Origin of the sequence: Actinomyces procaprae (genome assembly GCF_004798665.1) — a bacterium.
In the GTDB taxonomy this organism is placed as follows: domain Bacteria; phylum Actinomycetota; class Actinomycetes; order Actinomycetales; family Actinomycetaceae; genus Actinomyces; species Actinomyces procaprae.
The window spans coordinates 1436100-1456770 of sequence record NZ_CP039292.1; the positions used below are offsets into that span (position 1 = coordinate 1436100).

A 20671-nucleotide genomic window follows, 5' to 3' on the forward strand; every position below is an offset into this window, starting at 1 on the left:
GCAACGACCGATCGAACAGGTGTTCGATATACTCGCCGTTGGGAGGAGAGAGTCATGGGACAGGCTCGTCGTAGTGCCGGGGAGCTCGCAACCGCATCGCGTGCGGACCGCCTCGCCGCGGCCCGGGCCGCGCTGCTGCGCGCCGAGTCCCGCGCCGGAGTGCGCGGTCGGGAGGCCGTGCGGGTCGCCCGCGTACTCGCCGACGCGGAACAGGACGTGCGTGTGGACGGCGCCACTGCGCTCGCGGCCCCGATGCCGGTGCCGGGAATGGGTGAGTCCTCGTTCGCCTCGTTCCTGCCGGTGGGTGCTGATGCCGCCGGCGCGGCGACCCTGACCGGCTCCGTGGGGGCGCTTCTCGCCCTGGCGGCCCTCCGTCAGGGGCGGACGGGCTGGTGCGGGGTCATCGGCTGTGAGGGGTTGGGCTGGTGCGCCGCGGCCGAGGCCGGCCTGGATCTTTCCCGGGTACTCGCCGTCCCCGCCGTCGACCTGCCGCCCAATCTGCTTACGGCCGCCGTCGGAGCCCTGTTGGACGGCGTCAGCGTCCTCCTCATATCCTCCACGGCTGCATCCTGCCTACGGCCCCGAGACCGGCGCACCCTCCTGGCCCGCGCCCGCGAGCGCCACTGCCTGATACTCACCCCCTTCGCCTGGGAGGGGGCGCGCTCCCTGACCGCATCCCCGCTACGCCCGCACGCGGCAGACGCCCCGGCTGCGGGCGTCACCCCTCTGGATGACCGCACGCGGGTGGAGGAGGCGCGGGAGCTGGCGGGGGGCTACCTGCGAGGCCTGGCCTGGACCCTCCACGGCCCCCACCACCCCGGGCGGCTCCGCCTGCTGCTCGATGCCGCGGGTGCGCATCTTGCCCCTGAGGCTCCCGAGACGCCTGCCGCGTCGGCCCGCACGCCCCGGCCGCACCTGGTTGTAGTCGGCGGATCGGAGGCGCATGAGCCCCGGGAGGAGACCGCGTGACCCCCTTCGCACCCGCCGTCGGCCCCTCCTCCCCGGACTTGGCTCCAGACCGCCGTGAGCCGCGGCTCATCGCCGTGTGGACCCCGGACTGGCCGGTAGTCGCCCTGGCTCTGGAGGCCCGACACCCAGATACGCCTGATCCGGCCCTGGCCCCCGTCGCAGTGGTGGGTGGAAGGGGCGTCGTCGCGGCATCGGCTCCAGCCCGAGCGGTTGGTGTTGCCCGTGGCATGCGACTGCGTGTTGCCCGGTCGCTGTGCCCGGGGCTCATCGTCCTGCCTCCGCAGCCCGATCGTGAGGCGCGGGCGTATGAAACCGTCATGGAGGCCCTCTCCGAGCTTCTTGCCGACCCGCTCGTCGCCCGCCCCGGGCTGGCGCTGTCCACCGCCCACGGCCCTGCCCGGTGGGCGGGAGGAGAGGACCCGCTGGCCGCCGCACTGGTCGAGGCGGTGGCCGCCGGCCCGGGGGTCGAGTGCCAGGTCGGCATCGCCGACTCCCTCCTCGGCGCCATCCTCGCCGCCCGCCGGGGCGTCGTCGTCCCGCCCGGAACCACGCCCGAATTCCTCTCCCCCTGGCCGCTGGAGAACCTGCTGCACGCCCTTACCACTGAGCGGGGACGTCAGAGGGCGCGCCCCCTCCTGGAGGACTTCGACCGCCTCGGACTGCGCCATCTGGGTGACCTGGCGGCGCTGCCCCGCCGCGATATCGCTGCCCGCTTCGGGCCCGAGGGGGAGCGCCTGCACCGTCTCGCCTCGGGAAGCTGGGAGACCCTGCCGCGGGTCGTCCGCCCGGCCGCCGACGTCGCCGCGCAGACCCTGCTGGACCCGCCCGTTGAGCGTGCGGATACCGCGGCGTGGGCGGCGCGTTCTCTGGCCGAGCAGTTATCCGCGCGCCTCATCTCCCTGGGACTGTCTGCCGCACAGCTCCGCGTGGAGGCGCGATGCGAGAACGGGGCGGAACTGGGCCGTTCCTGGCTGCTCGGTACTGCTCTCTCACCTGCTGAGCTCACCGACCGCGTGCGCTGGCAGCTGGAGGGGTGGCTGGCAGGCCGGGCTGGACGGCCTCCCGCCGCGCCCCTGACTCATCTGCGCCTGGTCGCCCTGGGCCTTACGCCGGCGGGGTCCGCTCAGGCCGGCCTGTGGAGTGCTCCCGGGGAGCAGGCGGAACGGCGGGCGCATCGCGCCGCCGGGCGGGTTGAGTCCCTCCTCGGCGCGGGTGGTATCCGCGTCCCTCACCTGCTCCCCGGGCGCGACCCGCGGTCTCGAATCGCGCTTGTCAACTGGGGGGAGAGTGCTGCGCAGGCTCCGAGCGCGGCCCCCTGGGATGGTGCGCTGCCGACGCCATCGCCCGCCCTCGTCCCTCCTGAGCCGCTGCCCGCGCGCCTCCTTGACGCGGATGGGCGGGACGTCGGGGTCGACCTGCAGGGCCAGCTGACCGCCGCCCCTGCGGACATGGCCGTGGAATACTCCGGTGAGGGGCATGCGGCGTCGCGGTGGGGTACGGGCTGGGACGGCGATTCGGGGAGTCGGCCGACGCGGGTGCGGGTCCTGTCCTGGGCCGGACCCTGGCCCGTCGACGAGCACTGGTGGCGTCCCGGAGGCGCCTCGCGCCGGGCGTATCTGCAGGTCGTCGTCGACGTCGGTCCGCCCCTGTTACTCGCCCGCTCGGGACGGTGGTGGGTCGACGGCGTCTACTCCTGATTGATCCGGGTGCGCCCTCCCGGGCTCGGGTGGGCCGCTATGCGCCGGGAGGGGGCGAGAATGACGATGGACTGTCAGGGCCGTGACGCCGACTGCGCACAGCCAGACCAGGGCGATACTCCAGCCTGCGAGCACGTCGGTGAGCCAGTGATAGGCGAGGTACACGCGTGACAGGCCCACCAGCACAATGACCACGCTGGCCGCCGTGGCTGCCAGCGCCTTGCGTGCCGGCGCCGTCGTGGAGAACAGTACGAAGCCGGCCAGTACCCCCATGAAGACTCCGGTGTTGAAGGAGTGCCCGGACGGGAAGGACCATGAGGATGCGGGCTGCCCCAGCAGCAGGGAGGTTGATGGCCGGGATCGGGCGAAGATGATCTTCAGCAGCACGGTGAGCAGCGAGGAGCCGATCATCGCCCCGGCCAGCACCAGGGCGTGCCGACGCAGGCCGCGCAGAAGGAGCAGGGTGCAGGTGAGCACCGTAAGCGCCGTCAGCCCGAGTGTTCCGCCCAAGTGCGTGAACATCCAGGCCACTGCCGTGATGAGCTCGTGGCGCAGACTCACCGCCCACGCCGTGACCGCGGGGTCGTGGGCGGCAAGGGACCGGCCCGACTCGGTGGTCACTGCGAGCCAGACGAACACGGCGGCCGCCGCAGCCGCCGTCAGGGCCAGGCGCGGGCGTGGATCCCGCTGCGGGACGGCCATGGTTTGTTGCATAAAGCAAGAGCATACAAACGCATCCTGGGTCTGGGCTGTGGCTTGCGTGTGCGTAGGGGCGGATGTGTGGTGGCCGGTAGCATCGGGTGGCGTGGCCCCGGACCTGCCGGGCGGGCGCCGGAAGCTGCGGAGAAGGGGAGCGCCCCGCTCCGGGAGAGGAATCAGGACACTCATGGCCAAGCTCTACTTCCGCTACGGCGCCATGAACTCGGGTAAGACCACGGGACTGCTCCAGACCGCCTACAACTATGAGGAGCGCGGGCAGCGGGTGCTCCTCGTCAAGGCTGCCATTGATACCAAGGGTGACGACACCGTGGTCTCCCGCCTGGGCATGACCCGTCGAGTCGATCTGCTCGTCACCGCGACCGACGACGTGCGTGCCCTTGTACGCCGGGCCGCCCTGGGGGAGCGCGCGGCCGACCCGCAGGCCGGCCCGCGTGAGATGGTCGACTGCGTACTGGTCGACGAGGCGCAGTTCCTCACCCCTGCGCAAGTCGACCAGCTCATGGAGATCGTGCTCATCGACGATGTGCCCGTACTGGCCTATGGGATTCGCACCGACTTCCGCACCATGAGCTTCCCCGGATCGCGCCGCCTGCTGGAGGTCGCCCACTCCCTGGAGGAGCTCAAGACGATCTGCCGCTGCGGGCGCAAGGCCATCTTCAATGCCCGCAAGGTGGGGGAGGAGTTCGTTTTCGACGGCGATCAGGTGGCCATCGACGGCGTCGACGTCACCTACGAGTCCCTGTGTGGCAAGTGCTACCTGGAATTCGGGGGCGTGCTGCCGGGGGAGTGAGGGCCGGTGAGGGCGTCGGGACGCGACGCGCGAGCCGGCGCACACCGGGATATGCGGGCCAGAGCGCCCTCCCGAGGAGATCCTTGTATTGGGGGAAATACAAGCGATACACGTGGAGGCGTGGATGTCTACTACGCCATCATCGCCGACATCGTCGGTTCCCGGCGTCTGACCGACCGGCACGCCGTGCAGGCCACCTTCGCCGATGCGCTCACGCGGGCGGCCGCGGGGCTGGCGCTGCCGCAATCGCCCATCGCCACCGTAGGTGATGAGTTTCAGGCCATCGCCGCCTCGCTGCCCGCCGCCCTGACGCTCACTGTGCGCGTCCAACTGCTTCTTCCCGAGGGGTTGGCCCTGCGCTTCGGCATTGGTGTCGGACGGGTGGAGACGGTCTCCGCCGACGCCGACGGTGCTGGCGCGGCGACTCTTCGGCAGGGGGCGCCGGGGCGGCGAGCCCTGGCAATCGCAGCCGGGACCGGGGTGCTAGTCGTCGTCGGGATTCTCCTCGCCCGGGGACCACTGGGACTTGCGGCCGCCGGTGTCGTGGTCGCCATCGTCGTCCCGGTGGTGTGGAGCGTTTGGGAGATGCTCGCGCCCAGCGAGTGGGGCGGGGCGGTGTCACTCATCGCGTTCGCCGTCGGCTGTGGGATCTGTGCCGTGCTAGCTGCCCCCGTTGGCACGTCGGCGGCGCGAGCGTGCGCCGTGGCGGGCCGAACCGGTGCGGGGCCGGTTGAAGCGGCTTGCTGGGTGCTGAGAGATGCGCGAAAAACGTGATGCACGTCTCACTGGTACGGGTGCGTTTAGGGCTGTGAGGGGCGAATTCATGTCGGACCCTCGCGCTACTGTGTACATATGTTCGAAGGTAGGGGTGTTGAGAGCCAGCCCGCCCGGCGTGCCCGGGCGGGTCGGGTGCCGTCGCCTGCTGCCGCGAAGCTGACGGCCGGGCCCCTGGCAAGCCCTCAACCTCGCCATGCGACAGGATCCCGGATGGATGGTGAGGTTGAGGACCTGGTCGGTCGTCTGTCGGGGGTGCCGGCGGGCGCTGACCTGGCAGATCTGATTGAGGGCCTGTTGTCGGTGCTGCTGGTGCCTGCCCACCCGGACGTCACCACTGATGACACCGATGGCGCGGTGGACGCCAATGAGGTTTTGAGTATCCCCGATACCGACGCTGTGTTGGCAGCGGTCACCAGCCCGGCCGAGCGGACGCTGGCCGAGGCGGCCGGGCGGCTGGGGGTGGACTGGGGACAGGGTGCAGGGGCTGATGTGCTGGCCTGTTTGGGTGGCCAGGTGCTCAGCGAACTGGTGGGGGCCTGCCACCGGCTGGGTGCCTGGGCGGCCTGGGCGGAGGGCGTGGCTGCCGCCTGCCTGACCCGGACAGCGGAGATGAACCGCGGCACTCCGCCCTGGGGGCCGGGTGGCCGGCTTGAGCAGTTCATTACCGAGGATGAGCGGAGGTTCACCGCCAGCGGGGAAATCGCCGCCCGACTCGGCACTACTCGCAGCAGTGCGGACCTACTCCTGGACCGTGGCCAGGCATTGCTACAACCCGAGTTCGCAGCCACGGAGGCCTTGCACCGGGCCGGTCTACTGGACACCTCCAAGACTGCCTTGATCATCCGCCGCCTGCAGGACGTCAACCCCGACACGGCGGCAGCGGTGCAGGAACGGGTGCTGGCCCGTGCTCCACGCCGCACCTGCTCGCAGCTGGGGCGGGATATTGATCGGGCCCTGGCCGCCCTCGACCCCAACGGTGCTAGCAGTCGCCGTAGGCGGGATGTGGCGGGGCGGCGGGTGACCCGGCCCCGTCCGGCCGGTGAGGGGACCCACGAGATGCGTCTGCTACTGCCAAGCCTGGACGCGCTACTACTGGACGCCACCCTGGACGCGATCGCCGCCAGCGCACGAGCCGCCGGCGACAGCCGGTCCCTGTCGCAGCTGCGGGCCGATGCCATCACCGGCATGACCCTGCGCACCTTGCAGGGCAGCCAGAACCTGGCCTGTCGGACTGCGAGCGCCGGCGACGTCCGCACCTCCACCACTGGGATGGGGGCTGCTGATCTGCTGCCGGACGGGGTGCCGTTGGCGGGCCTGCTGGGAGCTCTAAGCGGTTTGGTGGAGCCGTCTCGACCATGGTGGACGCCATCCGGCATCACTCCCGTGTTCCCGCCCCCTGGAATCACTGTCAACGTTGACGTCACCGTGCCGTTGAACCAGCTCCTACCCGAAGACGGCAGCGAAGGCCTGCCCGCCTGTGATGGGAGGAGTCTGCCCACCTCGCCCGGGGGAGGAGCAGCGCCTGTAGGAAGTGGGGCGACTACGCCCGGAACCGGCGGCGGGAGCAGTCTGCCCGGAACCGGCGGCGGGAGTGGTGTGCGAGCCAGTGCCGGGGCTGCTGGGGCGGCGGAGGTTGTGATCGGTGCCGGCCGCGTGGCGGTCCCCGCCATCACAGCCAGGGCTCTTGCACTGGGAGGGAGCTGGCGCAGGCTGGTCACCGATCCGCTGTCCGGGGCGGTACTGGATGTGGGCCGCGCCCACTACCGGCCCCCGGCCGCCCTCCGTGACCTAGTGCAGGCAAGGGACACATCCTGCACGTTCCCCGGTTGCACGGTCCCGGCCTCCCGCTGCGACATTGATCATGTGCGTGCCTGGGCCGACGGCGGGACCACGAGCCTGAACAACCTAACGGTCCTGTGCCAGGCCCACCACCGTCTCAAGCACACACCCGGCTGGACCCTGTCGCGTCAAGACGGGGATGCCTTGGTGTGGACTACTCCGACCGGCCACCGGTACCGGCGTGACGCGGACGGAACCATTACCCTCATGGCTCACCGGCTCGGGCCGCGTCAGCTTGCCGTGCCCGCGCAGCGCGTGCCCGAGGGCCTCGCTCAGGCCGTCGATGACGCGGTCGTGAGCCGCCTTCGCCACGGACTGAAGCTCGCCACCGCTCCCGGCCGCCCCGACAGTCCCGGCCGCCCCGGTCGGCCTCCACAGGTAACCAGCCGTGGGCCCCGCCCCGGGCAGGTAGTCGGCGCCTTCGAGGCCGTTCCTTATCCGGATGCCCTGCACGACCTCGGCCTGGCCCCGCTGCTGGACGAGATTCCGCCCTTCTGAGGCCCGCCCTTTCTGAACCGCCCTCCCCGTAGCAGCGTTGAGGACCACTTCCATGAGTCGCGACACCGGCATTCACCACTACGCCGAGCTCCACGCCCACTCCGCCTACTCCTTCCTCGACGGCGCCAACGAGCCCGAGGACCTCGTCGTCGCCGCCGCCGAGCTCGGCCTTGAGGCGATAGCCCTGACCGATCATGACGGCATGCCCGGAATCGTCCGGCACGCTCAGGCGGGTCGCGCTCATGGACTCGCCACAGTCCATGGTGCCGAGCTCACCCTGGACGACGGCGCCCACCTGCCGATTCTCGCCCGGGGGCCGCTGGGCTACCACCGCCTGTGCGCCGCCATCTCCCGCCATAACCTGGCTGCCGGCAAAAGGGCGGATCCGGCCCACCGGCTGCCCGAGCTCGCCGTCGCCCTACGGGCGGATACGGATGCGGGCGCGGGAACCGGCGCCTCCACCTGCCTGGTACTAACCGGCACCGCTAACGGGCCCCTCCGTCGTGCCCTCGGTGACCAACGGCGCCCAGACGCCTGGGACATCAAGGCTGCCGACGCCGCCCTCGGACGCCTTGTCGACCACTTCGGCCACGATGCGATAGCCGTCGAGATCTCACTTAACGCGGGCCCCACCGACGCCGCACTCACTACCGTCCTGACCGGGCTGGCCGAACAGTATCGGCTCCCGCTCGTCGCCACCGGTGCCGTGCGCTGCGCTCGTCCGGGCGACTCCCGCCTCGCAGATGTCCTGACCGCCACGCGTTTGCGCACCGATCTTGAGGGCGCCCGCGGGCACCTCCCCGCGCTTGGACGCTGGCTGCGCGGCCCGCAGGACATGGCCCGCCTGCATCGCCGGGCCCCCGACGCCGTCGACGCCGCCGCCGAGATCGCCCAGGACCTCGCCTTCGACCTCGCCCTCGTAGCCCCGGGCCTGCCCGACCCGGAAGTCCCTGAGGGCCACACGCCCGCCACCTGGCTGCGCGAACTCACCCGTCGCGGCGCCCTGAGGCGCTACGGAACCGAGGCGGAGGATCCCGAGGCCTGGAGGGTCCTCGCGCACGAGCTGGATGTAATCGAGTCAATGGGCTTTCCCGGATACTTCCTCATCGTCCGCGCCATCGTCGACTTCTGTGAAAGTGCCGGCATCCTCTGCCAGGGGCGGGGCAGCGCCGCCAACTCCGCCGTCTGCTACGCCCTGGGCATCACAGCGGTGGACGCCGTCCGTCACCGCATGCTCTTCGAACGCTTCCTCTCCCCGGGCCGGACCGGCTACCCGGACATCGACCTCGACATCGAGGCCTGCCGCCGCGAGGAGGTGATCCAGCACGTCTACGCCCACTACGGGCGCGACTACGCCGCCCAGGTTGCCAACGTCATCTCCTACCGGCCCCGCTCCGCGGTCCGTGATGCCGCCCGGGCACTCGGCCACCCCGCCGGGCTGCAAGATGCCTGGGCGGCCCGGATGTCCTACCACTGGAGAAGCGTCCGCGCCGAGGACACCGCCACGGACGGGCCTCCCGAGCAGGTCCTCGACGTCGCCGAGCACCTGCTGCGCCTACCCCGGCACCTGGGCATCCACTCCGGCGGCATGGTGCTCGCCGACCGCCCCGTCACCGAGGTGTGCCCCGTGCGCTGGTCCGCCATGGAGGGACGCACCGTCCTACAGTGGGACAAGGACGACTGTGCCGCCGCGGGCCTGGTCAAGTTCGACCTGCTGGGACTGGGAGAACTGACCGCGCTGCGCCTGGCCTTCACCAGTCTTGCCGAGCGCGGTGAGACCGTGCCCGACCTCGCCCCCGGTGGAGTCCTGCGCCCCGCGCAGACGGGCCGCCCCTGGGACCTGCACACCCTGCCCGAGGAGGACCCGGCCGTCTACCGGCTGCTCAGTGCCGCCGACACCGTCGGCGTCTTCCAGGTCGAGTCCCGCGCCCAGATGGCCACCCTGCCCCGGCTGCGTCCGCGCAAGTTCTACGACATCGTCGTAGAGGTCGCCCTCATCCGTCCCGGCCCCATCCAGGGAGACGCCGTCAATCCCTACATCCGGCGTCGTCTGGGCCGTGAGGAGGTCACCTACTTGCACGACTCCCTCAAGCCCGCCCTGTCCAAGACCCTGGGAATCCCGCTGTTTCAGGAACAGCTCATGCAGATCGCCGTCGATGCGGCCGGCTTCACCCCGGCCGAGGCCGACGCCCTACGGCAGGCGATGGGTGCCAAGCGCTCCGTCGAGCGCATGGAGGCACTGCATGAGCGGCTGGTGCAGGGAATGGAGGAGCGGGGTATTGACGCCCCGACCGCAGAGACCATCTTTGACAAGCTCCGCGCCTTCGCCGACTTCGGCTTCCCCGAGTCACACGCCTTCTCCTTCGCCTACCTGGTGTACGCCTCCGCCTGGCTCAAGGCCCGCAAACCCGAGGACTTCTACGCCGGCATCCTCGCGGCCCAGCCCATGGGCTTCTGGTCCCCGCAGACCCTGGTAGCCGATGCGCGCCGCCACGGAGTGCGCGTGCTGCCCGCAGACGTCAACTTCTCCCGGGAGCAGGCCCATGTTGAGCCCCGGGACGACGCCGTGCCCGCCGACATGCGCCCAAGCCCCAATGCGCTCAGCCCCCTGGACGTACACCCCGAGCTCGCCGTCCGCCTGGGGCTGGCTCCCATCAGGGGACTGGGCGAGGCCGCTGCAGCCATAGTCGCCGAACGCAGCGCCCACGGCCCCTACCGCGACATCGCCGACCTCGCCCGCCGCGTACGCCTGAGCCGGTCTCGTCTTGAAGCACTCGCCGCGTCCGGGGCCCTGGCCTCACTCGGCGTCGACCGCCGTGAGGCCCTTTGGGCCGCAGGCGCCCTGGCGCAGGAGTACGGGCGGCCTCACCGCCCCGGCCGTAGTGCTCACGGTCGGCCCGCCTGGTACCAGCCGCCGCTTCCCGGCACCGCCGTCGGCGCCCACGCCCCACAGCTGCCCGCCATGACCGACCGGGAGCGCCAGGACGCCGACCTGCGACTGACCGGGGTCTCCACTCAGAGCTCACCCATCGCCTTTCAACGCGAGCGGCTCACCGCCGCCGGTGTACTCACCGTGGCCGAGGTCCTGGGCCATGAGCCGGAGCGTCGGGTGCGGGTTGCCGGGCTCGTCACCCACCGGCAGCGCCCGAGTACCGCGGCCGGCACGATCTTCCTCAACCTTGAGGACGAGACCGGTCTGCTCAACGTGATCTGCCCCGTCGGCATGTGGCGGCGCCACCTCGAGGTCGGACGCCGGGCGGCGGCGCTCGTGGTGCGGGGAATGGTCGAATCCGGCGACGGCGTGACCGCGCTGGTGGCCGAGCGCCTGGAGGCGCTGCCAGACGTCACTTCACCGGGCAGCCGCGACTGGTGCTGAACGGTTCGTACCCCTCTAGCCCTTGTCACCGGAATAGGAAGGAAGCTCACCTACAACAGGGGCGTCCTTGGTGTGCAGCTCGGAGTACACGGACCAGGCCACGCTCACCAGCGGAACGGCCACAATCGCGCCGAGCAGGCCCGCCGAGTAGGTGCCCACCGCGACGGCGATGATGACCACCACCGGGTGCAGCGACACCTGCCGCCCCATGATCAGCGGCTGCAAGATATGCCCCTCGATCTGGCCGATGCCGGCCACGCCCAGGCCCACGACGATCATGGTGATGAATCCCTTCGAGGCCAGCGCCACCACCATGGCGATGATCATCGCCGTCGGTGCGCCGATGATCGGGATGAAGGCGCCGATGAAGACCAGCACCGCCAAGGGTGCGGCCAGGGGCACGCTCACGATCTGGAGGAAGACCCCGCACATGATCCCGTCGGTCAGCGCCACGATCACGGTGCCGCGGGCATAACCCGCGAAGGTGTACCAGCCGGCGCCGGCGGCGTGGTGGACGTCCTCGCGCATGCCGGCCGGCAGCTCGTTCAGGAACCACCGCCACATGCGTCCACCGGAGGCCAGGAAGAATATGGTTGAGAACACCGCCAGGGCCAGCACGGCGAAGATGTTCACCACCGTGCCCGCGTTGGACAGCACCTCGGTTGCCAGAGTAGGTGCGTTGTTCATCAAGTAGTGCTGTCCCTGCTCGAGCAGCCGCTGTAGCTGCCCCATGAGCTCCTGCTGAGTCAGATCCAGCGGCAGCGGGCCGTTGACGATGAAGTCCACGATCGTGTCGACGCCGTCGGAGAACTGTGAGGCCAGGGTGTTCCACTGATTCGTGACCGAGGTGACCACATAGGTCACCAGTCCCACCACGAAGGCGAGGGCGGTGAGCAGCGCGAGGAAGGTCGCCGGGTACCGTGGCATGACCCGGGCGAACAGGTTCACCAGCGGCTGCAGGATCGAGGTGAGCACCAGGGCCATGAACACCCCGACGAACACCGGAATCACTCGTGAGGTGGCGAAGAAGACCAGGCCGATGACGATGATCAGACCCAGCAGCAGCCAGGCCGACAGGCCTCCCCGCACCAGCCACGAGGGCAGGGAACTGAGCACCGCACGGGGTGCGGAGGCGGCGTCACGGCTCTCCGCGTTCTGAGGGGCTGCCGTGTGAGTGTCCTCGTAGCGCAGCTGCTGCTCACGGGCATCGAGTCGGGCGCGCTCAGCCCGATCGATCGTGCGGCCCAGCACGTCGCGCCCCTCACGCAGACGGGAGGTGAAGTGCCGCAGCGCCGAGTCCGACGCCGTCCCCTCCCGCCCCGCAGGCTCCAGGCGCCCTCCCCGGGACTGCTCGGGGCTGTGCCCGTCCGCCTCCGGGCCCGGTTCCGTGCCCGGCGTCGGGGTCCTGCCCCCGTCCTCTGGTGAAGCGGTCATGTCTGCCATATCAGTCCTCCACTCCGAGTAGTACGCCCAGCTCAGCCGGGGTGGCGGCTTGGGCGACGGCACCCCGCAGCGCCTCCTGATCGCCGTAGCCCCAAAGCACCCCAACGCAGTCAATGCCCATTTCCGCAGCCCCCTCGACGTCATGGTGGAGGTCGCCGACGTGGATCGGCCGGCTCAGGTCGGCGCCGGCCGCGCCGAGGCGCCGGAGCGCCGAGTCGATGACCTGCGCCTTCCTGCCTCCGACGTCCCCGGCACGGGCACCGCTGACCACGGTGAAGTAGTCGAGCAGGTCGGCGTGCGCCAGAATCTCGCGCGCGTAGCCCTCGTGCTTGGAGGTCGCCAGTGCCAGCGGCACCCCGCGGGCGTGCAGGGCGCGCACCAGCTCCGCCACGCCGTCGTAGAGGGGAGAGTCGAGCATGGTCCTGCGGTAGTGGCGCCGGTAGGTGGCCACCGCCTCGGCGTTGGCCGCGCCGGTCAGGCCCGCGTACAGCCGGAACCCGTCAACCAGTGGGGGGCCCACGAAGCGCATCAGCTCGGTGGGCGCTTGTGCCGGCAGCCCGAGCTCGCTGAACGCGGCCGCAAGCGCCGCGAGGATAGCGGGTGCGGAGTCTACGAGGGTGCCGTCCAGGTCCAGCAGGACGACGGATGGTGCGTATGCGGGTGGGAGCGGACGGCTACGAGGGCCGGCTCCGGCAGTGACTTGCATGTCTTCTCTTGCTCGCTCTCACTCACGGACGTGGTTCAGCCTACTAGCGTGGAACACATGAACGCAGACACCACACGCCCCCGCCTGCCGCGAACCGCGGCCGTCACCCCGGGCCGGGGCGGCCAGCCGAGACTACTCATTGACGCGCCTGCGGGCAGCGCCGAGATCTACCTGCACGGGGCGCACCTGACCGCGTGGACGCCTCGCGGTGGCCGGCCCGTCATCTTCACCTCGCGCCGGGCGGTCTTCGACGGGGCCGCCGCGATCCGCGGTGGCGTGCCGCTGTGCCTGCCCTGGTTCGGCGCGGGTGTGAGTGGTGCGCGGCGCCCCGCACACGGTTGGGGCCGCATCTCCACCTGGCAGCTGCGTAGCGTGGAGTCGCGCGCGGACGGGGGCGTGCAGGCTCTGCTCGCACTCGAGCGCGACGGCATCGCCGCCTTGTACTCGGTGGGTGTGGGGGAGGAGCTGTCACTGACTGTCTCACTGCGCCGTACCGGTGCCGCGGACGCATATGCGGATGAGCCGGTGGAGGTCGCCCTGCACAGCTATCTGGCGGTCGGCGATGTGACGGCCGTGGAGGTCACGGGCCTGGACGGCGCCGCCTACCTGGACAAGGTGACCGGCATGAGCGGGCGGATACAGCACGGCCCGCTGCGCATCACCGCGCCGACGGACCGCGTATTCGACTCCGGCGCGCCGGTCACCGTCACCGATCCGGCCTACGGGCGCCGCATCACCGTCACCGGCGTGCGTGCCCGGAACACCGTGGTGTGGAATCCCTGGAGCGCGGGCGCCGCCTCGATGACGGACCTGGACGATGACGAGTTCGCCTCCATGCTGTGCGTGGAGAGCGCCGTCGTCGGGGGCAATGCCGTGCGCCTCGGTCCTGGGGAGTCGGTGTCACTGGGCACCAGGATCGCCGTCGCCCCGCTATGAGGGCTGTACGCGCCGCCGGGAGCGCTGTGACGTATGGCACCCGGGGTGGATTTGCCCGGCCTGGCCCGGAACGTGTTAACTTTCCTGCGTCAGCGGTGCCGGGCTGTGCCCGGCGGTGCTGGCGACGAGTCCGAGTGGCGGAATAGGTAGACGCGCTAGCTTGAGGTGCTAGTGCCTGATTAAAAGGGCGTGGGGGTTCAAGTCCCCCCTCGGACACCCGCAGTAGGGGCCGCGGCCATCAGGTCGCGGCCCTAAGTCGTCTTGGCCGATCACGCGCTTCACCTCCGCCCGCGTCCTGGAACGGGGCTGACGGTCGTCTCCTGGCTGGCGCGCGTAGTCCTGCTCGCCTGAGCCGGCCGGCGCTGCGCCGGTAGGGTTGAGTCATGCAGCCCTTCGAGATCCGCGTTCCCGCCGAGACCCGTGACGGCGCCAACCTGCCCGAGCTCCTGCTGTCCGCCCCGGCGGAGGCAGACATCGACCGCATCGCGGAGGTATGCCAGGATCCCGACATCCAGGAGTGGACCACCGTGCCGCGCGGTTACACCCGCGCGCACGCGCAGGACTTCATCGACCGCACCGTGAGTGCCGGCTGGGAGGCCGGCAACGACCTGAATTGGGCCGTGCGCGAGGTCGGCGCCGACGGCACCGCCACTCTGGTCGGCATGATGGGCATTTCCGGTCAGGCCGACGGCGCCTGGGAGATCGGTTACTGGCTGGCCCCCGAGGCCCGTGGTCGGGGCACGGTCTCCCGGGCTGCGCGAGGTCTCATCGACGTCGCCTTCGACCCGGAGGGTCAGGTGCATGCCGCTGTTCTGCGGTGGCGCTGCGACATTCACGACGGCGTGCCCAACTGGGCGTCCTGGCGGGTCGCCTGGGGACTGGGCTTCCGCCGCGAGGGGCGGGTGCGCTCCTTCCTCGCCAACGACGGCGTCCTGCACGACGGCTGGGTGGGCACGCTCCTGCCCGATGATCCCCGCCGCCCCGCCGCTCCCTGGGACGGTCCCGTCACGGTCGGCGGGCAGGTGGCCGGCTCCTCGCACACGCACGGCGCCGCCACCCCACTGGTGGCCGCCGACCCGGTCGGTGAGCGCGAGGGCGACGACCCCGAGGCGCTGGTGCGCCGCTTCCACTCCACCTACGGCCTGCCGATCCAGACCGACGGGCCCAGCCTGGACCGTGAGAGCCTGCACATGCGCATGAGCCTGATCGCCGAGGAGTTCGCCGAGCTGACCGGCGCCGTCTACGGGCAGGCGGCCCGCGGCGAGGTCGAGGCCGCCTATAGGCGGGCCGTTGCGGCCGACGACGGTACCCGCGACACGGTGGAGGCCGCCGACGCCCTGGCCGATTTGGTCTACGTCATCTACGGCATGGCGCTGGAGACCGGCATCGACCTGGCCGCGGTACTGGCCGAGGTGCAACGCTCCAACATGTCCAAGCTCGGGGCGGATGGTCGGCCCATCTACCGGGAGGACGGCAAGGTCCTCAAGGGGCCCGGCTTCTTCCCGCCGGACGTTCCCGGCGTGCTCGGCCTCTAAGAGCCCCGGGACGCAGCCGCCGTCGTCCGGTGCTCCCTGGGATGGGCCGGAGCGCGTGGCAGGATGACTCCCATGACTCAGGCCGATCCCGCTGTGGCGGACGCACTCCCCGAAACCAACCCCTTCGCCCGCCCCTGGGAACTCGACCTGGAACTGCCCGATTTCGGCGCCGTCTCGCCGGCGGACATCGAGCCGGCGGTACGGGCCGGTATGGCGGCTCAGCGTGCCCAGTGGGAGGCGATTGCCACCAACCCCGCCGCGCCGACCGTGGAGAACACGGTCGCCGCCGTCGAACGCAGCGGCGAACTGCTGTCCCGCGCCCTGACCGTGCTGTACGCGCTGACCTCGGCTACCGACAGCCCCGAGCTGGACGCGCTGGAGGAGGCCCTCGCCCCCGACCTGGCCGCCCACGAAGACGCCTACAGCCTGGATGCGCGCATCTACCGGCGCTTCAAGACCCTCGACGAACAGGTGCGTGCCGCCGCCCAGGCCACGCCCGCCCGGACCCCGGTGGACGCCGACGGTCAGGCGATCGACGCCGAGACCGCCCGCTACATCCGCCTGGCCGTAGAGGAGTTCGAACGCGACGGCGTCGCCCTGACCGGCCCGAACGCGGACCGGCTGCGCGCCATCAACGCCCGCCTGACGGCCCTGTCCACCCGCTTCGCCACGCTCACCACCAAGGCCATGCACGCCGCCGGCGTCGCCAACTTCACCGCCACTCCCGCGCTGGCCACCACCGCCGCCCACGCCGAGCGCGTCGCCCTGCTGAACCGGTCACTGGGCCGTGCACTGTCCGGCGAACATGACACTCGGGCCCTCGTGCTGGAGGAGGCCGGGCTGCGGGCCGAGCGCGCCCGCCTGCTCGGCTACCCCCACCACGCCGCGGTCGTCGCCGCCGAGTCGGCCGCCCGCACCAGCCAGGCCGTCAACGAGCTGCTCGCCCGCCTGGTGCCCCCGGCCATGGCCAACGCCCGCCGCGACGCGGAAACCTACGCCGCCCGCATGGCCGCCGACCCGGCCACCCGACCCGGGGAGAGCTTCGGCCCCGCCGACTGGCCCCGCTACGAGGAGGCCGAGCGCAAGGAACGCTTCGGCGTCGACGACGCCACCCTCGCCCCCTACCTGGAGCTGGACAACGTCGTCGAACGGGGCGTCTTCTACGCTGCGAGCCGCCTGTACGGCATCAGCTTCCACGAGCGTCCCGACCTGGCCGCCCACATGTACGCCCCGGATGTGCGCGTCTGGGAGGTGCGCGATGGCGAGGGTGACGATGCACCCCTGCTGGGACTGTTCGTCGGCGACTACTACGCCCGCGAGGGCAAGCACGGCGGCGCCTGGATGGACTCCCTGGTGGAGCAGAGCCACCTGACCGGGCGCAGGCCGGTGGTCATCAACTGCCTGAACCTGACCAAGCCCGAAACCGGGCCCACGCTGATGAGCTGGGACAACGTGATCACCGCCTTCCACGAGTTCGGCCACGCCCTGCACGGCCTGTTCGCCGATACCCGCTGGCCCAGCGCGTCGGGCACCAACGTGCCCCGCGACGTCGTCGAGTTCCCCTCCCAGGTCAACGAGAAGTGGGCACTGCACCCGCAGGTCATCGCCTCCTACGCCCGCCACGTGGACACCGGCGCGCCCCTGCCGCAGTCCCTCGCCGAGCAGCTGCGCAGCCAGGGCGCCTTCGGCCAGGGCTACGCCACCACCGAGTACTTGGGGGCGGCCCTGCTCGACCAGGCGTGGCACACCCTGGAGCCGCAGGAGGTGCCCGACGACGTGACCGCGGTCGAGGCCTTCGAGCATGCCGCCCTGGCCGACGCCGGCATTGACGATGCCCTGGTCCCGCCCCGCTACCGCACCACCTACTTCGCCCATGTCTTCGGCGGCGGCTATGCGGCCGCCTACTACGCCTACATCTGGAGCGAGGTTATGGACGCCGACACCACCGAATGGTTCCGCACCGACGGCGAGGGCGGCCGCGGCGGCGACCTGGGCCTGAATCGCCGGGCCGGGGAGCGCTTCCGCCGTGAGTTCCTCTCCCGTGGGGACTCCCGCGACCCGCTCGTCTCCTACCGCGCCTACCGCGGCCGCGACCCGGAGATCGCCCCGCTGCTTCAACGCCGGGGGCTGAACTGGATCGTGGCCTCGCCGGTAGACGCGCCCCACGGTTGAGCCGGTATCCTTGCCCACATGACGAACGACCCGCGGTCCGCGCTCAACCGACTCATCGCCGCCTTCGAGGCGCACCTGGACGCCGCCGCAACGGGTGACGAGGCATCCCCGGCCGTGGTTGCGGCGGAGGACGCCCTCCAGGACGCCTTCTTCACATACGACGACGCCCTGTTCACCGCCTACGGCATCGAGCTCCCCTTCGACACCTTCGACTCCGACGAGGATGACGATGAGGCGGAGGACGATGAGGACGCGGACGACTACGACGATGATGACGTAGACGATGAGGACATGGACGCGGACGACTACGACGACTACGACGACCGGGAGGTCGACGACGACTACGAGGCCTGAGCGCCCCGGTCAGAAGCGCTCGGGGTAGCCGACCTCCGGGGCGGTCACCTCATCCAGGGCATGGCGGATCTGCGCCGGCAGGTCCAGGTCCTCGGCGGCCAGGGCTCCGCGCAACTGCCCGGGGGTGCGTGCCCCCACGATGGTTGAGGCCATCCCGGCGGCGTCCCGAGCCCACGCCAGGGCCACCTCTACGGGCTTGCGGTCCAGGCCAACGGCTGCCGTGGCCACGGCCTCCACAATGCCCTGGAACCGCTCGCCCAGGTAGGGCGCCACGTAGGCGCGCAGGTGCGGGGAGGCGCCGCGCGAATCCGGGGGAGTGGTGGCCCGGTACTTGCCAGTGAGTACTCCGCGCCCGAGCGGGGCGTAGCCGATCACGCCGAAGCCGAGTCCCGTCGCCGCCGGCAACAGTTCCCGCTCGATGCCGCGTGACAGGAGCGAGTGCTCCACCTCCACCGCGGCCAGGCCCGGCCCGCCAGCCTCACGCAGCAGGTCCGCCAGGTGCACGCTCGCCCAGGCGGGGTGGTTCGATACCCCCACATAGCGGGTGCGGCCGCTGGCGACGGCGATTCGTAGCGCGTCGGCGGTCTCCTCCAGCGGAGTGGTCGCATCGGGGACCTGCACCAGCCATAGATCCAGGTGGTCCGTGCCCAGGCGCGCCAGCGAGTCATCCAGCGTGTCCAGCAGGGTGCCCCGAGAGGCATCGGCCGCCGTCGAGCGGGCGCCGGTGCGCCAGGTGCGCACACCCGCCTTGGAAACCAGCACCACGTCGCGCCGATCCACCGCCCCGGCCAGCAGGCCGCCGATCACCTCCTCCGAGGCGCCCTCGCAGTAGGAGGCGGCCGTGTCCAGCAGGGTTCCGCCGGCGTCGAGGAAGATCTCCAACTGGTCCTTCGCCTCAAGCTCATCGGTGTCCCGCCCCCAGGTCATGGTGCCGAGTCCGACCGCCGATACGCGCAATCCGGTGCGCCCGAGCCGCCTGTGTTCCATGGCCCAACCGTATGGCGTCGTCGGCGCCATACCGGGCAGGCCGCCGACGGCGCGCCCCGCCGCCCGCCCCGGATTGCCAATCGGGGGCGGGCGGCGGGGCGCCATTCGTCTACTTGCGGACAGTGATGGCCCAGGAGGCCTCACCGGTCTTGGTGAACTCGGTGACGGTGTAGCCGTTGTCCGCCGCCCAGGCGGGCAGCGACTGGGTGCCCTGGGTGCAGTCGAAGGCGATGACGAGCTCGTCGCCGGTCTCCAGATCAGCCATCGCCTCCTCAGCCTCCATCACGGGGAAGGGGCAGACGAGGCCCTCGGTCTCCAAAACGGTGCGCATAACTGGGTCCTTTCGATGAGTGAATTGAGGATGGGGTGACGGGGTGAGCGGTCAGCGGCTCACGAGCGCGCCTGTCGCCTCGGACTCACCCAGGCGCTCGGAGGCGGCGGATGCTGCCGCGCGCGCGGCACGCCGCTGATTACGGGGGCGGATAAGGGTGACGTACGCGGCGGCGCCCACGCCCAGCACCTGGAAGACGAGCGCCGTCCAGCCCTGCCAGGACAGCAGGGAGGTCTGCACCAGGGCGTTGCCGATGGAGCAGCCGCCGGCCCAGGCCGCGCCCACACCCATGAGCAGCCCGCCGCCGATCGAACGGCGAATCACGGTGGCGGAGGGGACGCGGACGCGGAACTCACCCGACGCGCGGGCGCTGAGATGGGAGCCGATGAGGATGCCGAGCACCAGCGGCACGCCCCAGTCGAGTCGGCTGCCGTCCCCCGTCACCAGCCACCCGACCAGGTTCGACGACGGCGTGGTGATTCCCAGCCCGTCGTGGCGGCCGCTGGCCCACGAAGTCGGCCAGGCGATGACCGCCACCAGCCCGACGAGCACGCCCGTCACCAGCGGGTTCCAAGCGCGTTCGAACAGCAGGTGGTTCAGGCCCGTGCGCTGGGGAGCCAGCTGCAGGACGGCGGGCCGGTCCGCGGCAAGCCGCAGCTGCCACCGCACCAGGAGGGCGACTGCTGCCGCCAGTGCGAGCACGCCGACCCAGTCGGGCAGCCCGAAGGTGGCGGGAATCGTGGTCAACTGCGTGGTCCACAGGCCCTTGACCCAGGTGGTCACCGGGGCTAGCACTCCGGTCTTCGAGGCCGCAGCCGTCCCGGCGTAGGCGATGAGCGCGAACCAGGAACCCACCAGGCCCTCCCCGGCCCGGTAATAGGTGCCCGTGGCGCAGCCCCCGGCCAGCACAATGCCGACGCCGAACAGTAGCGAGCCGACCGCGGTCGCCACGACCGACAGTGTGGGCACCTCCGGGGTGATGGCGCCGGTAGCCGTTAACAGGGTGACGCCGACGGCCTGGACGGCGATGGCCAGCAGGAAGGCGGTCATCCACCGCCAGGATCCGGAGACCCACAGGTCTCGGAAGGCGCCGGTGATGCAGAAGCGGCCGCGTTGGAGGACGAGTCCGAGGAGGCCGCCGACGATTAGTCCGGTGAGAATCATTGGAAGTCCTTGGTCCGACCGCCGAGGACGGTCTGGTGGTAAAGGACGCAGGTGGGGCGACTGCTTCGGCGTAATGCGCCGTCGGCCACAGGCGTAACCCTCCCGCGACTGTGGGGAAAGGGGCTGAGGCCTGACCAGGGGTGCCTACCGGCGCGTGCCGCGGCGTCGGCGGGCCGGGGGAAGAAGCAGGGTATGCGTATTCGAGTGCTGCCTCACTGAGCCCTGGCCAGGTCGAGCATGCAGCAACACGCTCCGCGCCGGGCGCGAAGGTTGCGGGCTGCGATCTGGGAGCTCATGAGATTCATCTTCCGTTCAGGGACTGCGGTTGACGGCGGCCGCCGACTGTTAATCGGGGCCGTGGCCGAGATGCTAGGCGC

Annotated in this window: 16 protein-coding genes and 1 tRNA gene; 11 read left to right on the forward strand and 6 right to left on the reverse strand. The window is 71.0% G+C overall.

The genetic code is table 11. The features are described from left to right. Positions 1–54: 54 nt before the first annotated feature. Together E4J16_RS05670 and E4J16_RS05675 are read left to right on the forward strand one after the other, a co-directional pair. Positions 55–969, forward strand: a complete 915-nt coding sequence (locus tag E4J16_RS05670) for a hypothetical protein (RefSeq protein WP_136193894.1) — start codon at positions 55–57, stop codon at positions 967–969. Beyond that, a complete protein-coding gene (locus E4J16_RS05675) occupies positions 966–2666 on the forward strand; it encodes a DNA polymerase Y family protein (RefSeq protein WP_420809327.1) in 1701 nt (566 codons plus the stop codon). The genes E4J16_RS05670 and E4J16_RS05675 overlap by 4 nt, the downstream gene beginning before the upstream one ends. Here the strand turns inward: E4J16_RS05675 and E4J16_RS05680 are convergent. Then, positions 2619–3380, reverse strand: coding sequence for a phosphatase PAP2 family protein (locus E4J16_RS05680; RefSeq protein WP_136313484.1), 762 nt, complete (start codon positions 3378–3380; stop codon positions 2619–2621). The genes E4J16_RS05675 and E4J16_RS05680 overlap by 48 nt on opposite strands. A gap of 172 nt (positions 3381–3552) precedes the next feature. Here E4J16_RS05680 and E4J16_RS05685 point away from each other — a divergent pair, with 172 nt between their 5' ends. The 4 genes from E4J16_RS05685 (at position 3553) to E4J16_RS05700 (ending at position 10666) form a co-directional block, all read left to right on the forward strand. Continuing rightward, positions 3553–4176, forward strand: a complete 624-nt coding sequence (locus E4J16_RS05685; protein WP_136313485.1) for a thymidine kinase — start codon at positions 3553–3555, stop codon at positions 4174–4176. A gap of 120 nt (positions 4177–4296) precedes the next feature. Further along, entirely contained in the window at positions 4297–4950 is a 654-nt protein-coding gene (locus E4J16_RS05690; protein ID WP_136313486.1) for a SatD family protein, read from the forward strand. Between the two features lie 213 nt (positions 4951–5163). Then, a complete protein-coding gene (locus tag E4J16_RS05695; RefSeq protein ID WP_240038301.1) occupies positions 5164–7290 on the forward strand; it encodes an HNH endonuclease signature motif containing protein in 2127 nt (708 codons plus the stop codon). A 52-nt stretch (positions 7291–7342) separates the two neighbouring features. Beyond that, positions 7343–10666 carry an error-prone DNA polymerase gene (locus tag E4J16_RS05700; protein ID WP_136193899.1) on the forward strand — a complete coding sequence of 1108 codons (3324 nt, stop codon included), beginning with the start codon at positions 7343–7345 and terminating at the stop codon, positions 10664–10666. 15 nt (positions 10667–10681) lie between these two features. Here E4J16_RS05700 and E4J16_RS05705 read toward each other — a convergent pair whose 3' ends face one another. After that, positions 10682–12109, reverse strand: coding sequence for an AI-2E family transporter (locus tag E4J16_RS05705; RefSeq protein ID WP_136193900.1), 1428 nt, complete (start codon positions 12107–12109; stop codon positions 10682–10684). Between the two features lies 1 nt (position 12110). Beyond that, positions 12111–12815, reverse strand: a complete 705-nt coding sequence (locus E4J16_RS05710; protein ID WP_136193901.1) for an HAD hydrolase-like protein — start codon at positions 12813–12815, stop codon at positions 12111–12113. A 57-nt stretch (positions 12816–12872) separates the two neighbouring features. On the opposite strand from E4J16_RS05710, the gene E4J16_RS05715 reads away from it, so the two are divergent. The 5 genes from E4J16_RS05715 to E4J16_RS05735 all read left to right on the forward strand — a co-directional run bounded on the left by E4J16_RS05715 (position 12873) and on the right by E4J16_RS05735 (position 17812). Then, the gene (locus tag E4J16_RS05715) at positions 12873–13751 is read left to right on the forward strand and encodes a D-hexose-6-phosphate mutarotase (protein ID WP_136313488.1); all 879 of its coding nucleotides are present in this window, start codon (positions 12873–12875) and stop codon (positions 13749–13751) included. 128 nt (positions 13752–13879) lie between these two features. Next, positions 13880–13967 (forward strand) — tRNA-Leu (locus E4J16_RS05720). Positions 13968–14134: 167 nt separating this feature from the next. Continuing rightward, positions 14135–15286 carry a bifunctional GNAT family N-acetyltransferase/nucleoside triphosphate pyrophosphohydrolase family protein gene (locus tag E4J16_RS05725; protein ID WP_136193903.1) on the forward strand — a complete coding sequence of 384 codons (1152 nt, stop codon included), beginning with the start codon at positions 14135–14137 and terminating at the stop codon, positions 15284–15286. A 63-nt stretch (positions 15287–15349) separates the two neighbouring features. Next, complete coding sequence (locus E4J16_RS15965; protein ID WP_136313489.1) at positions 15350–17458, forward strand: M3 family metallopeptidase; 2109 nt, start codon at positions 15350–15352, stop codon at positions 17456–17458. Between the two features lie 18 nt (positions 17459–17476). After that, complete coding sequence (locus E4J16_RS05735) at positions 17477–17812, forward strand: DNA primase (RefSeq protein WP_136313490.1); 336 nt, start codon at positions 17477–17479, stop codon at positions 17810–17812. Positions 17813–17821: 9 nt separating this feature from the next. Here the strand turns inward: E4J16_RS05735 and E4J16_RS05740 are convergent, their stop codons facing one another. The 3 genes from E4J16_RS05740 to E4J16_RS05750 all read right to left on the reverse strand — a co-directional run bounded on the left by E4J16_RS05740 (position 17822) and on the right by E4J16_RS05750 (position 20294). After that, complete coding sequence (locus E4J16_RS05740; protein WP_136313491.1) at positions 17822–18799, reverse strand: aldo/keto reductase; 978 nt, start codon at positions 18797–18799, stop codon at positions 17822–17824. 109 nt (positions 18800–18908) lie between these two features. Then, positions 18909–19130 (reverse strand): sulfurtransferase TusA family protein, encoded by a 222-nt coding sequence (locus tag E4J16_RS05745; protein WP_136193907.1) that lies wholly within the window; start codon positions 19128–19130, stop codon positions 18909–18911. Between the two features lie 51 nt (positions 19131–19181). Next, complete coding sequence (locus E4J16_RS05750) at positions 19182–20294, reverse strand: YeeE/YedE family protein (protein WP_136313492.1); 1113 nt, start codon at positions 20292–20294, stop codon at positions 19182–19184. Positions 20295–20671 lie beyond the last annotated feature (377 nt).

Excerpts from the sequence above, each read along its gene's own strand:
- E4J16_RS05705 (WP_136193900.1), bottom strand. The coding sequence starts at position 12,109 with ATGGCAGACATGACCGCTTCACCAGAGGACGGGGGCAGGACCCCGACG.
- E4J16_RS05750 (WP_136313492.1), bottom strand. The coding sequence starts at position 20,294 with ATGATTCTCACCGGACTAATCGTCGGCGGCCTCCTCGGACTCGTCCTC.
- E4J16_RS15965 (WP_136313489.1), top strand. The coding sequence starts at position 15,350 with ATGACTCCCATGACTCAGGCCGATCCCGCTGTGGCGGACGCACTCCCC.
- E4J16_RS05710 (WP_136193901.1), bottom strand. The coding sequence starts at position 12,815 with ATGCAAGTCACTGCCGGAGCCGGCCCTCGTAGCCGTCCGCTCCCACCC.
- E4J16_RS05745 (WP_136193907.1), bottom strand. The coding sequence starts at position 19,130 with ATGCGCACCGTTTTGGAGACCGAGGGCCTCGTCTGCCCCTTCCCCGTG.
- E4J16_RS05680 (WP_136313484.1), bottom strand. The coding sequence starts at position 3,380 with ATGCAACAAACCATGGCCGTCCCGCAGCGGGATCCACGCCCGCGCCTG.
- E4J16_RS05700 (WP_136193899.1), top strand. The coding sequence starts at position 7,343 with ATGAGTCGCGACACCGGCATTCACCACTACGCCGAGCTCCACGCCCAC.
- E4J16_RS05740 (WP_136313491.1), bottom strand. The coding sequence starts at position 18,799 with ATGGAACACAGGCGGCTCGGGCGCACCGGATTGCGCGTATCGGCGGTC.
- E4J16_RS05670 (WP_136193894.1), top strand. The coding sequence starts at position 55 with ATGGGACAGGCTCGTCGTAGTGCCGGGGAGCTCGCAACCGCATCGCGT.
- E4J16_RS05715 (WP_136313488.1), top strand. The coding sequence starts at position 12,873 with ATGAACGCAGACACCACACGCCCCCGCCTGCCGCGAACCGCGGCCGTC.
- E4J16_RS05735 (WP_136313490.1), top strand. The coding sequence starts at position 17,477 with ATGACGAACGACCCGCGGTCCGCGCTCAACCGACTCATCGCCGCCTTC.
- E4J16_RS05685 (WP_136313485.1), top strand. The coding sequence starts at position 3,553 with ATGGCCAAGCTCTACTTCCGCTACGGCGCCATGAACTCGGGTAAGACC.
- E4J16_RS05725 (WP_136193903.1), top strand. The coding sequence starts at position 14,135 with ATGCAGCCCTTCGAGATCCGCGTTCCCGCCGAGACCCGTGACGGCGCC.
- E4J16_RS05695 (WP_240038301.1), top strand. The coding sequence starts at position 5,164 with ATGGATGGTGAGGTTGAGGACCTGGTCGGTCGTCTGTCGGGGGTGCCG.